The organism is Paenibacillus sp. FSL K6-1566 (genome assembly GCF_038050475.1).
Lineage (GTDB): Bacteria > Bacillota > Bacilli > Paenibacillales > Paenibacillaceae > Paenibacillus_AQ > Paenibacillus_AQ lactis.
In genome coordinates this window covers 2,493,159-2,507,775 of the sequence record NZ_JBBOSR010000001.1, presented here as the reverse complement: position 1 = coordinate 2,507,775, position 14,617 = coordinate 2,493,159, and the positions used below count along the sequence as shown (strand labels likewise).

The following is a 14,617-nucleotide window of genomic DNA, read 5'->3' as shown; positions in this document are numbered from 1 at the left end:
GTTTGTTATCTTATCGAATTCCGGCTTGCGCGTCTTTTACGACTTCAACCGTCTCTTCCAGTCCGGTATCCGCATTGATATAGATCCGATACTGCGACCCGTTGATGCGCCCTCCAAATTCATAGCACAGCACATCCTCGTTGCGGTCGTTTTTGATTAACGCCTTGCGGTTGTACAGAATTTTGTACTCCGGGTTCAGCGTTTTCTTCGCTTGGGCGAGCTTCAGCTTAGGCTGCGGAATCTCGCGCTTGATCTGGTGCTCGTACACAAAATCGCTTGCTTGAAATCCGAGGACCTCCCCGTTGTCCATGGCTGAACGGACCGTGATCTTCTCCGGATAGATGAGAACGCCGTCCTCCTCACGCACGAAGGAGAAGTTCGCCATATTGTCATATTGGTCTGCGGACACCGCCGTCATATCGGTATAGCCTTTTCTAGCAAGAAAATCCTGTGCCTTATCGATGGCATCCTGCACGGAAACTTTCTTCGCGCCTACATTGCGCTCCTTCGTGTACGCGATCAGCTGGCCGCCCTTCTCGGTGAAGTCCATGCTGATCTTGTGGCCCCGGTTTTGATTCACATGAACGGTATAGGATGACCAATCGGTCCCCTTCCCGTTTTGGGTTACCCGTACCCTGGCGTTCCCGTCCGAATCCGAGAATTTCAGCGCTTTGCGTTTGACGTCCTCTGCGGAGACAGGCATGCCGGCCAATTGCTTCACGGACCTGCGGTCGTAAATGCTGCTGACCGAAGGGCCCCAGTCCAGCTCGGGATAAGCTTCGACCTTTTTGTCAACGGTTCTGAAGCCGTCGATAATGGAGTTGTCCTGCGTATTGTTCGACACGAGCGCAGTTTCGACATCCATCCAGCGCAGCCCGCTGGCAATGACCTTGTTCTGCACCGATTGAAGATCCTTCGTAATTTCACCGGAATTGGCGTAGAGTGTTTTGAGCGTCTTGACTTCATTTTCGCTCAGCGGCTCCTTCGTCAAATCACGAACGCCTGTCTTATAGGCGAAATTAGAGATGCGGGACAGGAATTCTTCCGTCTTGTTGAACGGCAGCAGACCCAGTGGCAGCTGGTTGATCTCATTTTGAGCTTCGCTCGTAATGCGCCAAACGTTCATGAGGCCTTTCCGGTGCATTCCCTGAGAAGTGGAGCTGACGGCGAGCGTATTCCCTAACTCGGTATGCAGCCGGTCCATATGATAGGACAAATCATGAAAGGCGCGTTGATACTGGTTTTCTGCATTAATCAATATCGCGTTCTTCTCTTTGTTCTCCTGATATCCCCACACCAAAGCCCCGATCAACAAAACGGTGGCGACAGGGAACAGAATCGCGCTAAGTCGTTTATACATGATGCGTTAGTCTCCTTTCTTCTACTCACTGCCGTTAGTTTGACTAGAAAAAAGAAGTCTTATGCATCGCTGTACGATCACTTCATGTTTTAGAAATCTTCCTCAATCTCGAAATGATCACGATTGTTGCATAAGCATTGCTTAAAGCCGGTCTCGATCCGGCCGTGCTCCTTCTTTCCGCGAAGAATGAAGCGCTCGCCGCAATCCTTGCACAAAATTTTCACCTTGATACGCAAAAAAGACACCTCCAGAGCTATATTGGCGTTTATGCCGTCAGCGTAAGCGCCTATAGCCCCAGTGTGTCCTTTTTGATTACGTGTTAATCTCTTCCTCCCGGTTGATGAAACGAAAAGGCGAGCGATTGTTTGCTCTGGAGATTTTCCCCATGCCTCCGTACCACAACAGTACCATCAGCGGAACGATAAACCAGATCCACGTATGCGTCAAGAGGTTTAAAATCAAATCATACAGTCCATGCCATATCCAAGGGACGATGAACGAAAGAGCCAGATAAAACCTCTTCCGATTCTCCCCTGAAAACCTGGCGTGCCCGATATAGTAGCCCATAATCACGCCAAACATGGCGTGACCGGACACCGGGAGCAGCGCTCGAAGGAACATGGGACCGAATGCAGCCTGGCTGTACCATGCGTACAGCAAATTTTCTACTGTAGCAAAGCCCAACGAAATCGCCGCAGCATATAGAATCCCGTCGTAAGGCTCATCGAATTCCGTATGGTTGAAAATAATGTGATACATGACAAACCATTTCAAAAACTCTTCAATGCCCGCAGATACGAGCAATGATTGGACAACCGGATGATCGCCGAGCCAAAGTATCATTCCCCGCTGCAGAATCATGACAGGAAACACGATCAGAACCCCAAGCAGAAATACCTTGATGACCATATGCAAAGGTTCCTGATCATACCTGTCCTTCAGGTAAAAATACGTGAGCAACGCGAGTCCCGGCGCCAAAGCCGACGCTATGATCGAGAACACCAGCACCAAATTTCCCCTCCGTTAGTTTCGAGCCTCTAGTCCGGCACTCACGCCCACATTGTATTAATGCTGACGCTGGAAGTGACTGCAAATAACCTCAATCGCTTGCTGAGGCATGATCTTCTTCCCGTACTCCTCCAGCATAGCCTCCGTTACCGAGGAGGATTCGCCGAATTCTGCCAGAACTGCAATGATCGCCGGCAACTTGTCGCTCTGAAGCTCCTCTGGCTCCAGATACAAAAACCATCTATCCATATAGTGATAAAGCGTACCTGCTCCGTCCACGAGGTCCTTCAGCATATGCGAAGCTTCAATGAGCACTTCGAAATCCTGGAACACATAGACGATTTTATCACTTTCATCCAGCGTTACTTCCATTTCATAAATCTCGTCCGGCATATCGTCTTCGGACAAGCCGCCGAAATGATGATCGTACTTCCCTCTCGTCACAATTACCACCATGCCCTGGGCAGGCAGTGCAAACACCTCAACGGCAAGCGGTCCGGTGGCATCAAATCCGAGCTCACTGTATGCCTGATCCATCATCTCTGTAAACAGGTCATAAACTTTAGGTATTTCCTGCCACATTTCTTCCTTCTGGATCCCACGCTCACTCAGATCGTCAAACGTGAGGAAAATCCGTATCTTATCTTGACTCAAACGTTCTATTTTCATGACAGGATCCTCCTAACGTATACAAAAGTTTATAACAAATTATGATGTCTGGATTATGACGTGATAAAAATGGTTTTATATAATTGATTTTATCATTTAATACCCGTAAATGCACGTAAATATGTAGTTTAAGAAAAAAGAATCATTCACAGGGATGGAAGGATGGTTTCCCCACGGAATGATTCAAAAAGAATTGCATCGTTTACAATCCCGGTAAGACGGTATGCGTTTCTTTCAAGATTTGCTCAACCTCTTGTTTCACGTCCGGATTGCTGCGGATAAAATCCTTCAGCTGCTTCAGGTTGGCAGCCTTCGAATTAGACGATGACGATACCCCTGCAGCTCCAACGGGATTAGCGGAATCATGTCGGCTTGAACTGGGACGCACGCTTTCTTGGCTTGAGCCATTGTTATTCCCGATTCCGTTTTGAATCTTGCTTAAAGCGGTGTCGGCGAAACGGCCAACATTAACGTCTTTCATCATCGAGGCAAGCGACAAACTGCCTTTGCGGGATATCATACGGCTTGCTACCGCACCGATGATTACACCGTACAGAAATGACGAAGTCTTCACAAATGATACCTCCTTCTATGTTAAACTCAGGGTTAGTGTTCTCGCGCCGGAGGCAACTCATGCTACATAAATACAGGAAAGAGAGATGGAATCATGGTTAAAACGACAACAAAGATCATCCTGCTGGCCTGCTGCATTCTGCTCAGCGCTTGCGGAAACCAAGGAAACGGCCAGAACCATAGCGTGCCCGCTGAATCAGGCAATCCGATTAAGCCAGATACGAAAACGGCTGAGCCGGTGACGCCTCAGGAACAAGAAGCCCCTCCTGCTGCCGCCGATAAGGAGTCGAGCGGAACTGCCGGCGGTACGAAAGTACCCGGCACTGCTGATGAACAAGCCAGCGAGCAGCCGGCAGCTGATGAGAAGCCGGAACTCAAGTATCATATGAATAAGGTGTACCGCATCGTCCCGAATGACGAATCCGTGCCTTCTAAGGTCGTGCTGCTCACCTTCGACGATGGACCGAAGGATGCGGACATGATCAACCGACTGATCGACACGCTGGACAAGCACCAGGCCAAGGCTATTTTCTTCGTTAACGGATACCGTGTAAAAGCAAATCCCGAGCTGCTCAGCATCATCCATGACCGGGGGCAGATCATCGGCAATCACGCTTGGGACCATATCGACTTGAAGCAGGAGAGCCAAGCAAAGGTCCGTCAGCAAATTGAAGATGTACAGCAAATTGTGAAGGATACGATCGGTACGGAGCCTGCGTTCTTCCGACCTCCGTTCGGGTCGGGCGGAGATGCCGTCAAGGATATCGCTTCAGAGAATGACTTGCTGTACATGACATGGTCGAACGGCTCGCTGGACTGGGAGAGCAAAAATAAAAACAAGCCCGAGGCGGTCATCAACAACGTGCTGGAGCAGCTCCATCCGGGCAGCAATATTTTGATGCATGAGCTTCCCTGGACGGTCGAAGCGCTCGACGATTTGCTGACCAAGCTGGAAGCCAAAGGTTATGGTTTCGTGGATCCCCGGACGATTGAGCCTCAGATCCGCTGATTACAACACAAAAAAAGCCTTCTTCTCCTTGCTTTATCTGGAAGGAAGAATGAAGGCTTTTTCACATTTTACGCAAAGTCAGCACATGGTACTCCGCCGGGCATAACAGCCGTAGAGGGATGTGCGAGGTTCCGAAGCCCCGGCTGATCAGCATGCGCGTGTCCGGAAGCTTCTCGCTTGCAGCCCTTGGGATCGAATACCAGCCGGACTTAAAGGATTTGTAGAAACGCTCGAGCCGGACCGCGCCCGCAAGCGGAAGCACGATTTGTCCGCCGTGCGTATGGCCGGCAAGCAGCAGATCACAATTCGCCTCTTCCCTGCCCTTAAGCCAAACCGGATCATGCACGAGCAAAATATGGTATTCGTCGCCGTGCAGGCTGCCTTTGAAATGGGAATAAGGATGCCGCTTGCTCTTAGGCTGGCGAATGCCGCTAAGGGAGACGTAGTCATTCCCGATCGTGATCCGGACCGTTTTATCGCTCAGCAGGGTCACGCCGGTTTCCTTCAGCACCTTCTTCACCGCATCCTTGCCTGCGTACAAATCGTGGTTGCCGAGGACCGCATAGACGGGTGCAACCCGCCGGAGCACCTCCATGTTATGCCTCAGCCTCTCCAGGGGAACGCCTCGCTCCGTAATGTCGCCGCCAAGCAGGACGCAGTCTACAGGCTGCAGCGCAGCCATCAGCTTCCGTTCCGACAACTCCCTCCGATGGATATCGGTCAGGAACAGAATTCTGAATCCGTCAAAGGACGCCGGGATTCGCTCCGTCACCACTTCTTCCTCGCGGACCCGGTAGCCCTTCGCTTCGGCGCTCATCCAGCCTAGAACACCGACTCCCGCTGCCGCAGCACCCGACAGACACAACCATATGCTCATAATAACTCCTTTATCAGCTCGCTTACGGGCGGCGCCCCGATCAGCCCCCACCACAGCAAGCTGGCCATCAATAAAATAAATATGACGATTAATGAGTTCACAAACCATTTGCTCATCCGAACACGGTAGGAAGAATATGTATGCGTTCGCCGCGGAGCTGTGGCTTCCTCCATGTTGTCCTGGGTGGCCGATTGCTTTCTGCGGGACCGTGATAGCCCTTCTTCCGCGCTGGCTGTGTATGTCCGCCGCTCTTCGGCCATCCTCGGCTTAGACCGGCTAAGCCCGGTATATTCGGTATATTCACCAGCATCCTGTCTTGTCGGCTTTGCTGCCGGCGATGGAGGCGAGACAGAAGATGCTTTGTTCTTCCGGCCTTTGTTTCGGCTCCGGTGTCTTTCCATTCTGCTAAGTTCGTTCATTCTCCTCTTTCCTCCGAAATCGAATCAGCATTCCCGAAATGAAATCGATCAGGAAATGGCACAGGATCGGTGCCCATAATGTTCCCGTATAAATATAGACAAGACCAAGACCGTAGCTGCTCAAGAATACCCAGCCGGTCGGAAGCCAATGCTTCAGATACCTGACATGGATCAATGCAAATAAAATGCTGGTCCAATATGGCCCGAATGCATGCTGAATCGCTCCCCGAAACAGAAGCTCCTCGCATACGGAAACGACGATCGCTATAACGATAATATGCCATACTGGCCGATTCCGGAACAGCATCTCGTTGATTCCCCCGTCATCCATACTGTCCTCGGACACAAAGCGGGATAGTATCAAATCCACAACAAGCATGGCCGCTGCAAGCCCCAGCCCCCAATACAGAAACTCCAGCTCCTTCGGCACAGCGAGAAGCGCCAGTGGGTTCCGGCCCTGGAACAAAATCCAGATCAGGCCGACAATGAGCGTGAGCGCTTGGGTCAGGTACAAATTAATAAGAAGAAGTCGGTCGTTTAGCTGGTGAGCTTCGATTCTTTTCACTCTTATTTTAAATTTTTTCATAGAAGTTGTGCCTGTCTTTCATCTTTGTATTTGAACGGTTCGATGCTTCTTCACCCTAAATCCGACAAATCCAGGGCTAACGCGAAATATGGCGGGCATATGCATCATAGCAAATTCTTGGCATGACATTCAAGGCTGCCGTAAGCATAAGACCGTTTATTGCCCTATTATACCGATGATCGCCACCTATTGACACAATGTAAAAGCCATGATACATTATGAAAAAATTAATCTCGTACAAAACCGATGATGGAAATAAGAAGCTGTTACGCCTGCAGAGAGCCGATGGTTGGTGAGAATCGGCGGCGGAAGGTTATTCTTGAGCGTTCCTGAGATATTTCGCTGAAATCAATAGTAGGCGCAAATCGGATGATTCCGTTACCAATCATGGTCTGATAAGACCGCTTGAGGCTGTTCGAGTTTACGGACAGCGAATAAGGGTGGCACCACGAATAACTCTCGTCCCTTACTACGGAGGTAGTATGCGGAGTCGGGAGTTTTTATATTTCCCGGTCCTTTGCTACGACACCGCGTCAATTGCTATAAGAAACCAAGCCTTACCAAACCAACGGTATAACGGATGCGCGTTAACCGGCGCGCTCCTTATTCAATATTTGCAGCACTATTTATAGAGAATTTAAGGAGGAAGTGAAACCATGTTTAAAGTTTTGGTATCGGATCCGATCAGCGATTTGGGGATCCAGCAATTGATGGATGCAGCCGATGTGCAGGTAGACAAAAAGACAGGGCTCAGCGAAGATGAGCTCACTGCCATAATCGGAGAGTACGACGGCCTTCTGGTCCGGAGCCAGACCCGCGTAACCGAGCGTATTATGAGTGCCGGAACGAAGCTGAAAGTGGTTGGCCGCGCCGGAGTCGGAGTGGATAATATCGACCTCGAAGCCGCCACGAAGCGCGGTATTGTTGTTATCAATGCTCCAGACGGAAACACGATCACGACCGCTGAGCATACGTTTGCCATGATGATCGCTCTGGCCCGCCATATTCCGCAGGCCTATGCCAAGACGATCAACGGCGTATGGGACCGCAAATCCTTCCTCGGAGTGGAGCTGCGCAACAAAACCTTGGGCGTTATGGGGATGGGCCGGATCGGCAGCGAAGTCGCAAAGCGTGCGAAGGCATTCGGCATGAATATCATGGCATTCGACCCGTTCCTGACCGAGGAACGCGCCGACAAGCTCGGCGTTGAGCTCGCATCCGTAGACAGCATTATCCGCAGCGCCGATTTCATCACGGTTCATACGCCGCTGACTCCGGAAACCCGTCATATGATCGCCCGCCCGCAATTCGAGGTCATGAAGCGCGGCATGCGCATCGTGAACTGTGCCCGCGGGGGGATTATCGACGAACGCGCATTGGTCGAAGCGATCGACGAAGGCATTGTGGCTGGAGCCGCGTTTGACGTGTTCGAGCATGAGCCGCCTGAAAGCGACCATCCATTCCTTAGCCATCCGAAGGTCATCGTCACTCCGCATCTTGGCGCATCCACCATTGAAGCCCAAGAGAACGTGGCCATTGACGTATCGGAGCAGGTCCTTCATATTTTGCGCAACGAGCCGTTCAAAAATGCCGTCAACTTCCCGCTTGTCGCGGCTAGCGTCATGAACAAGCTGCAGCCATACTTCTCCCTCGGCGAGAAGCTGGGCAGCGTAGCGGCTCAAATTACCGCTCATGCCGTGAAAGAGATTCATGTCGATTATGCAGGCGAGCTGGCGGAAGTCGATACCCAAGCACTCACCCGCTACATTGTGAAAGGCGTGCTGGAGCGTCATCTCGGCAGCGAAGTGAACATCGTCAATTCGATGCACTTAGCAAAGAGCCGCGATCTTCATGTTGTCGTTTCTCAAACTCCGAAAACAAAGGACTTTGCGAACCTCGTTACCGTAACGCTAAAAACGCAAAACGGGCAGGAACGCATCGTTGCAGGCACCCTGCTTCTCGGATACGGCGAACGGATCGTGCGTCTCGACAAATTCCCGGTCGACGTTTCGCCTGAAGGCCATCTGATCTTGATCTCGCACAACGATAAGCCAGGCATTATCGGGCGCGTCGGCACCCTGCTCGGCGAGAACGACGTGAATATCGCCTCGATGCAGGTCGGCCGGAAGGTCATCGGCGGCGAAGCCATCATGTGCCTGACCGTTGACAAAGACGTCCCTAAGGAAGTGCTCGTGAAGCTGACCGGACTTCCAGAACTCAATACAGCTCAACAAATCGTGCTCAGCTAATCCCTATGTTCCACGTTGAACAAGATTAGCCCACGAATTTCAACAAAAAACACGCTCCGATTGGAGCGTGTTTTGTCTTTTAGGCGTTCTTTTCCTAAGATTCTGCCGCATTGATAGGAATCGTCACCGTAAACACGGTGCCTTTCCCTACTTCACTAGCTGCTGTAATCGTGCCGTGATGGGCAGTCACGATGTTTTTGACAATAGCCAGACCGATCCCCGTTCCGACGGTTTCGCCGCGGACGCGGGCTTTATCGGCCTTATAGAAACGTTCAAACACAAATGGCAAATCCCCTGCAGGTATGCCGACGCCTTGGTCGGAGACGATCACCTGCAGCGCATCGCCCTTCGGCGCTTTGACCCGGTGTGCCTGGATCTTCACCTGCTTGCCGGACGGCGTATGCCGGAAAGCGTTGTCCAACAGGTTGGTCAGCACCTGCTCGAGCTTATCCTCGTCAGCCGATTCAAGGATGAGGTCCGAATGCAGGGATAGCTGCAGATCAATCTCCTGTTCCTTGGCTCTTACGGAGAACTTACGGTAGACACGCTCGCACAGTTCGCCTGCATCAACCTGCCGCAGCGACATCTCGGCGTGTCCCGCCTCCATTCGCGTCAGATCCAGCAAGTCCTTCACCAGACGGCCCATGCGCAGCGATTCCTCATGGATGACCTGGATCAGCTCCCGGCCTTCTTCAGGCGAAGCAGCCATCCCGTCGAGCAGCGCTTCGCTGTATCCCTGCATCATCGAGAGCGGGGTGCGAATTTCATGCGATACGTTGGCGATGAAATCGGTCCGCATCTTCTCCAGCTTAACCTGTTCGGTAATATCCCGGAGCACGACGACAGCGCCCCGTATCACGTCATCCGAATAGAGCGGTGCCATGTGGGCCGACCAGATCCCCTGGTTCACATGCAGATCCGCGCTCTGATCCCGGCCTTCGTTCACCGTGCTGTAGAACAGCTCGCTCAGCGGCTTAGGCATCACGTCCGCAGCCCAGCCGCCCCCTTGCAGATCATCATCCCATTCAAGTCCCTTCCAGGTCTTCATAATTTCCTGTCCGGGGGGATTGACGAGAATAACCTGCCCGTGGTTGTCAAACGTAATCACGGCGTCGCTCATGCTTCGAAGCACGCTGGACAAATGCTCCTTCTCGTGATTAAGATTGCGGATATTCGTCTCCAGCTCGGCGGCCATATGATTGAACGTATTCGCAAGCTCGCCGATTTCATCGCTCGTCACCAGATTGAGACGGGTTCCGTACTTGCCTTTGCGGATGTCATTGGCAGCCTCAATCAGCTGCTGCATCGGCTGAGTAATTTTCGTTAACAGGAAAAGCCCGAAAAAGGTCGTCATCGAGAATCCGATGATCGACACATACGTAAACAAACGTTTGATTGCACTGGAATTGGTGAAGGTCGTATCAATGTAGGGGAGCAAAAATAATCCTAGCGTCAACAGCACGCAGGCAACCAAGCACGTAATCGTGATCCACAGCTTGCCGACAAGCGATCTCCAGAAGTTCACGTTACTTCGGAACCTCCAGCTTGTAGCCTACTCCCCATACGGTTGTGATCATCGCGGCAGCTTCCGCCGATACCTTGTTCAGCTTCTCCCGCAGCCGCTTCACATGCGTATCGACGGTGCGCAGATCACCGAAAAACTCATAATTCCAAACATCCTTCAGGAGCTCTTCCCGGGAAAAGACTTTATCCGGCGACGAGGCCAAATAATGCAGCAGCTCATACTCCTTCGGCGTAAGGCTGATTTCCTGTCCCCCCGCCGTTACCCGATGGGCGTCGTGCTCAATGACAAGATGAGGGAAGACAATGCTGTTGCTCGGGTTGGATTCTTTGCTAAGGTAAGCCGTTGCCGAAGAGCGGCGCAGAATCGCCTTGACCCGATAGATGACCTCCCGCGGGCTGAACGGCTTGACGACATAATCGTCCGCGCCGACCTCGAAGCCTTGAACACGGTTGATTTCTTCTCCCTTGGCAGTCAGCATCAGAATCGGCGTCGACTTCACCTGACGAAGACGCGTACATACCTCGACTCCGTCCATACCCGGCAGCATCACATCCAATATGACAAGTCCGTAATCCTCACCCGTTGCCTTGCGAAGGGCAGTCTCCCCGTCTTCAGCCTCTTCAATCTCATATCCTTCCTTCTCCAGGTACATCTTCAACAAACGCCGAATACGCTCTTCATCATCGACTACGAGTATGCGGTTACCATGCTCAGACATTGACAGCAGCTCCTTCATTGTTATAGGGGAAAATCAGAACGGCCCTCGAATCGTAAGGGCCCTCCTGATTTTCTAATCCATTGCTATTAAACTTCATCTTAATCCGTTCCGGCATAGGAATGCAGACCGGCAATGATCAGGTTGACGCCAACCAGCGTGAACATCACGACGATAAATCCGATAACCGACAGCCAGGACGAGTACTTGCCCTGCCATCCGCGGGACAACCGCAAATGCAGGTACACGCTGTAAAAGAGCCACGTTATCAGCGCCCATACTTCCTTCGGATCCCAGCCCCAGAAGCGACCCCATGCAATCTCCGCCCAAATCATGGCGAAGATGAGCCCGCCCAGCGTAAATACCGGGAACCCGATCGCAATCGCACGGTAGCTGATTTCGTCCAGGTCATCCGGATTCAGCTTGTTCAGCGCAGGCTGAATGAACTTCGCGATCGGTCTACGGATGAACAGCCGCAGCAATCCATACAGGATGATGCCGCTCACCAGCGACCAGATCACAGTGTTGAGCTTCCTCCCCGCGTTCACGCCATGCATCCATGACGGAGCTTCGAACAGCGGGGATTTCATGCCCAGGAATGACTGCATGCTTTCCGTCTCGCTCTGATACGGAGCTACAATCGGAGGCATATTGTACTCCACTTTTACTATTTTACTGGTTTCCGTTTTAGGGTCAATCTGCGTCTGATTGAACACGGCTTCGTAACCGGCTGTGCGGAAGCTGTAGACCGACAAAATGAAGCCGAGCAGGACGACGATCGCGAACATGCAGAGCTCGAGCCAGCGCTGCTCCCTCCGCGCGCCTTTATCCGTAGCGGTGAAGTTGACCGTCCGCAGCAGGTGCATCAGACCAGCGATAAAGCCGACGGCGAAGAACGCATCGCCGAGCGCGGCCAGTGTGACGTGAATGCCGAGCCAATACGACTGCAGCGAAGGAATCAACGGCTGCACTTCCTGAGGGAACACGGCCGCATACGCCATAATGAGTATGACGAGCGGCAGCGCGAACAGGCCGAGCAGCGATTTTTTGTAAATAAAATACAGCACCAGAAATGCAATCATGATCGCCATGGACAGGAACGACATAAACTCGTACATGTTGCTCACCGGCACATGCCCGGAGCCTGCCCATCTGGTGAAGAAGTACAGCAGATGGCCGATCAGGCCGATCGATGCTGTCACGAATGCGATCTTGCCCCATTTGGCAAGATGGGCCTCGGGCTCCCGCTTCCGGAAGCGGCGTCCCATCACCGCAATGGCATACATGATAAACGATGCGCAATATAGCAAAAAGGACACAACAAATGCATCACCGCTAAAATCGATTAGATTCATGCTTGACTCCCCCTGTTATTCTCCAGCGACTTTTCGTCGACCTCGATATTCATCTGATTCAGGATGGCGGCGACTTCCCTGCGCAGACCGAACCAGTTCTTGTTCGTGTGGGCACCGAGCGTCAGCGTTCCGTCATCGACCCGCAGCCAAATCCGGCGATGATGGAAATAGAAGCCCATAACCAGTCCGATCATGCCGATAAATGCGCCCACCCAGATGAAAGGCATCGCCTTATCCACGCGGATGTTCAAATACGTCGTTGACTCCGCGAAGTCGACGTCATCCATGCTCAGTACGTCCAGCGTTACGAGATTCTCGCCTCCGGCAAGCTGCGCATTGATCGCATCCTGCTGGAACCGCTCCTTGTCGACCTGTTTCGGGAAATAGAAATATTGAATGCCGTCCGCCGGCAGGTTCGGTCCCTTGATCAGGAACAGGAACGCGGGTGCTTTCGGGTTCGGCGACAGATTGACCGGCTTCCCGTCGTCGCCGAGGCCGAAATCCGTAAACGTCTGCGTAAGCTTCAAGGTGTAATCCCCTGCCTTGTACTCTCTTACGGGATCCTTGATCGACAGATCGATCTTTCCATATTGTTCCCCGGTTTTGCTGCCAATCAACATCGGGGATACGGTTCGGAGAATCGGAGTCAAATCATAATCGAATTGATACGCCTTCAGCCCCTTGTAGTTAAGCGGGTGGTTCACCTCGATGTTATGGCGGGTGACCTCCTTAAGCTGCGGCTCTTGGCCCGGTGTATTGCAATTGGACTCGCACACATACAGGATCGCCTCCGTTTCGAATTTCTTAGGCAGCACCTTGCCCTTGCCTTTGAATTCATTCGGCATATCCTCTTCCGTATAGAACTCTACCTTGAATCCGTCATTCATCAGATAATAACTCGTGTTCTTGATGTGCACGGGCTCGCCTTCGGGAAATGCCATATGCTCGTCCATATGAAGGCCCGGCAAATTCCGTCCAAGGACAGCTAAAAGAAAAATGATCAGGCCGATATGGAGCACATACGGCCCCCATCGGCTGAACCGCTGCTTCTCCGCAAGCAGCGTGCCCCCGTCCGTGCGGACACGGTATCCTTTTTTCTTGATCAGCGGCTTCACCCGCTCAACCCACTCGGCACCGTCTTGTTCAACCGTCCCCTGGTACACCACCCGCTGGCGGGTCAGAAACGACATATGCTTTGGTATGCGCTGTCTGCTTAGCGCCTTGTACAGCGGCAGGACGCGGTCCAGGCTGCAGATGACCAAGGATGCGCCGATCATGACCAGCAGAAGCACGAACCACCAGGATGTATATGTATGGGACAGCCCGAGCAGATAATAAATATGCCCCAGCTGTCCGTACTCCTCTTTGTAGTAGACAGAGGGGTCAATGTTAAGGAATGTGCTCTCCTGCGGCAAGATGGTTCCGAGCGACGAGCCGATCAGCGTCAGCAGGATCAAATAGATCGCAACCTTCACCGAGGAGAAGAAATTCCAGACTTTGTCGATAAAGCCGGGGTTGGCTTTCTGCGAGCGGCGGGCCACCCCGTCATAACGCATTTCCAGGATCGGCTGGGCTTCTGCTTCCTTTGTCAGCGGTTTCCCGCAGGCTTCGCACAGGACGGTTCCGGGCGGATTCTGATGTCCGCATTCACATTTCGTGTTTTGGATCAAAGGCTTGGAACCTTCACTCATTTTGCTTTCACCAACTGTTCAATTTGTTTATCCAGTGTGTCCAGATCCAGCTCGCCGATACGAATATGGTGAATCTTCCCGGAAGCCGTCACGAAGAAGGTCGTGGGCATCGGGCCAACGCCGTAGCTGGCCACCGCATCCCGGTCCGGATCCATCAGGATCGGGAACTTCACGCCGGTTTGGGCCACAAAATTTTCAACCGTCATTTTGTTCTCGCCCACATTGATCCCAACGATTTCGACCCCTTGATCCTTCCACTTCTCCCACTGTGCCTGCAGCGCCGGCATCTCCCGGACGCAAGGCGGGCAGTAGGTCCCCCAGAAATTGATAACTCTGGCTTTGCCTTCGTATTCGCTCATGGTATGTACATTGCCATCCATGCCCAGAAGCTCGAAATTCGCCGCCTTCTCACCGACCTTAGGCACCTCGTCGGAGCCGAATACAACGGTTGCAACGGCGTACACGCCGATTAGAACGATGGCAAGCAGGATAACGATCTGAATGCTTTTCTTCGATTTGCCCATAGTGCAGCAGCTTCCTTTCTATGACTTTCATCATAAATGTGCAGGCGGGTGTGAACA

15 protein-coding genes and 1 other annotated feature are annotated in these 14,617 nt (G+C 52.3%); of the genes, 2 read left to right on the top strand and 13 right to left on the bottom strand.

From position 1 onward, the window contains the following. Nucleotides 1-10: 10 nt before the first annotated feature. From ypeB to NST08_RS10850, 5 genes are all read right to left on the bottom strand, one after another. Complete coding sequence (ypeB, locus tag NST08_RS10870; RefSeq protein ID WP_028403646.1) at nucleotides 11-1,360, bottom strand: germination protein YpeB; 1,350 nt, start codon at nucleotides 1,358-1,360, stop codon at nucleotides 11-13. An 89-nt stretch (nucleotides 1,361-1,449) separates the two neighbouring features. Next, a complete protein-coding gene (locus NST08_RS10865; RefSeq protein ID WP_007129800.1) occupies nucleotides 1,450-1,596 on the bottom strand; it encodes a hypothetical protein in 147 nt (48 codons plus the stop codon). A 76-nt stretch (nucleotides 1,597-1,672) separates the two neighbouring features. Continuing rightward, nucleotides 1,673-2,368 (bottom strand): glutamic-type intramembrane protease PrsW, encoded by a 696-nt coding sequence (gene prsW / locus NST08_RS10860; RefSeq protein WP_007129799.1) that lies wholly within the window; start codon nucleotides 2,366-2,368, stop codon nucleotides 1,673-1,675. 57 nt (nucleotides 2,369-2,425) lie between these two features. Continuing rightward, nucleotides 2,426-3,037 (bottom strand): genetic competence negative regulator, encoded by a 612-nt coding sequence (locus NST08_RS10855; protein WP_007129798.1) that lies wholly within the window; start codon nucleotides 3,035-3,037, stop codon nucleotides 2,426-2,428. Nucleotides 3,038-3,239: 202 nt separating this feature from the next. Beyond that, complete coding sequence (locus NST08_RS10850) at nucleotides 3,240-3,611, bottom strand: hypothetical protein (RefSeq protein ID WP_007129797.1); 372 nt, start codon at nucleotides 3,609-3,611, stop codon at nucleotides 3,240-3,242. A gap of 93 nt (nucleotides 3,612-3,704) precedes the next feature. On the opposite strand from NST08_RS10850, the gene NST08_RS10845 reads away from it, so the two are divergent. Further along, nucleotides 3,705-4,619 carry a polysaccharide deacetylase family protein gene (locus NST08_RS10845; RefSeq protein WP_213615247.1) on the top strand — a complete coding sequence of 305 codons (915 nt, stop codon included), beginning with the start codon at nucleotides 3,705-3,707 and terminating at the stop codon, nucleotides 4,617-4,619. 61 nt (nucleotides 4,620-4,680) lie between these two features. On the opposite strand, the gene NST08_RS10840 is transcribed toward NST08_RS10845, so the two are convergent. Genes NST08_RS10840 through NST08_RS10830 form a run of 3 tightly spaced genes read right to left on the bottom strand, consistent with a single transcriptional unit; the run spans nucleotide 4,681 to nucleotide 6,501 of the window. Then, complete coding sequence (locus NST08_RS10840; protein WP_341341745.1) at nucleotides 4,681-5,496, bottom strand: metallophosphoesterase; 816 nt, start codon at nucleotides 5,494-5,496, stop codon at nucleotides 4,681-4,683. Further along, nucleotides 5,493-5,915, bottom strand: coding sequence for a hypothetical protein (locus tag NST08_RS10835; protein WP_007129794.1), 423 nt, complete (start codon nucleotides 5,913-5,915; stop codon nucleotides 5,493-5,495). Before NST08_RS10835 ends, NST08_RS10840 begins: the two co-directional genes overlap by 4 nt. Continuing rightward, complete coding sequence (locus NST08_RS10830) at nucleotides 5,902-6,501, bottom strand: CPBP family intramembrane glutamic endopeptidase (RefSeq protein WP_213615251.1); 600 nt, start codon at nucleotides 6,499-6,501, stop codon at nucleotides 5,902-5,904. The genes NST08_RS10835 and NST08_RS10830 overlap by 14 nt, the downstream gene beginning before the upstream one ends. A gap of 237 nt (nucleotides 6,502-6,738) precedes the next feature. Further along, nucleotides 6,739-6,971: a binding site (T-box leader), on the top strand. A gap of 186 nt (nucleotides 6,972-7,157) precedes the next feature. Between NST08_RS10830 and serA the strand changes: the two genes are divergently transcribed. After that, nucleotides 7,158-8,750 (top strand): phosphoglycerate dehydrogenase, encoded by a 1,593-nt coding sequence (gene serA / locus NST08_RS10825; protein WP_028403649.1) that lies wholly within the window; start codon nucleotides 7,158-7,160, stop codon nucleotides 8,748-8,750. A gap of 94 nt (nucleotides 8,751-8,844) precedes the next feature. Here the strand turns inward: serA and NST08_RS10820 are convergent, their stop codons facing one another. The 5 genes from NST08_RS10820 to NST08_RS10800 form a co-directional block, all read right to left on the bottom strand. Then, nucleotides 8,845-10,275, bottom strand: coding sequence for a HAMP domain-containing sensor histidine kinase (locus tag NST08_RS10820; protein ID WP_007129791.1), 1,431 nt, complete (start codon nucleotides 10,273-10,275; stop codon nucleotides 8,845-8,847). Nucleotide 10,276: 1 nt separating this feature from the next. Then, the gene (locus NST08_RS10815; protein ID WP_007129790.1) at nucleotides 10,277-10,993 is read right to left on the bottom strand and encodes a response regulator transcription factor; all 717 of its coding nucleotides are present in this window, start codon (nucleotides 10,991-10,993) and stop codon (nucleotides 10,277-10,279) included. Nucleotides 10,994-11,091: 98 nt separating this feature from the next. Continuing rightward, nucleotides 11,092-12,345, bottom strand: coding sequence for a c-type cytochrome biogenesis protein CcsB (gene ccsB / locus NST08_RS10810; protein ID WP_007129789.1), 1,254 nt, complete (start codon nucleotides 12,343-12,345; stop codon nucleotides 11,092-11,094). Further along, nucleotides 12,342-14,036, bottom strand: coding sequence for a cytochrome c biogenesis protein ResB (locus tag NST08_RS10805; protein WP_341341744.1), 1,695 nt, complete (start codon nucleotides 14,034-14,036; stop codon nucleotides 12,342-12,344). The genes ccsB and NST08_RS10805 overlap by 4 nt, the downstream gene beginning before the upstream one ends. Further along, nucleotides 14,033-14,560: a redoxin domain-containing protein gene (locus NST08_RS10800; RefSeq protein WP_007129787.1), complete on the bottom strand. Its 528-nt coding sequence runs from the start codon at nucleotides 14,558-14,560 to the stop codon at nucleotides 14,033-14,035. The genes NST08_RS10805 and NST08_RS10800 overlap by 4 nt, the downstream gene beginning before the upstream one ends. Between the last annotated feature and the right edge of the window lie 57 nt (nucleotides 14,561-14,617).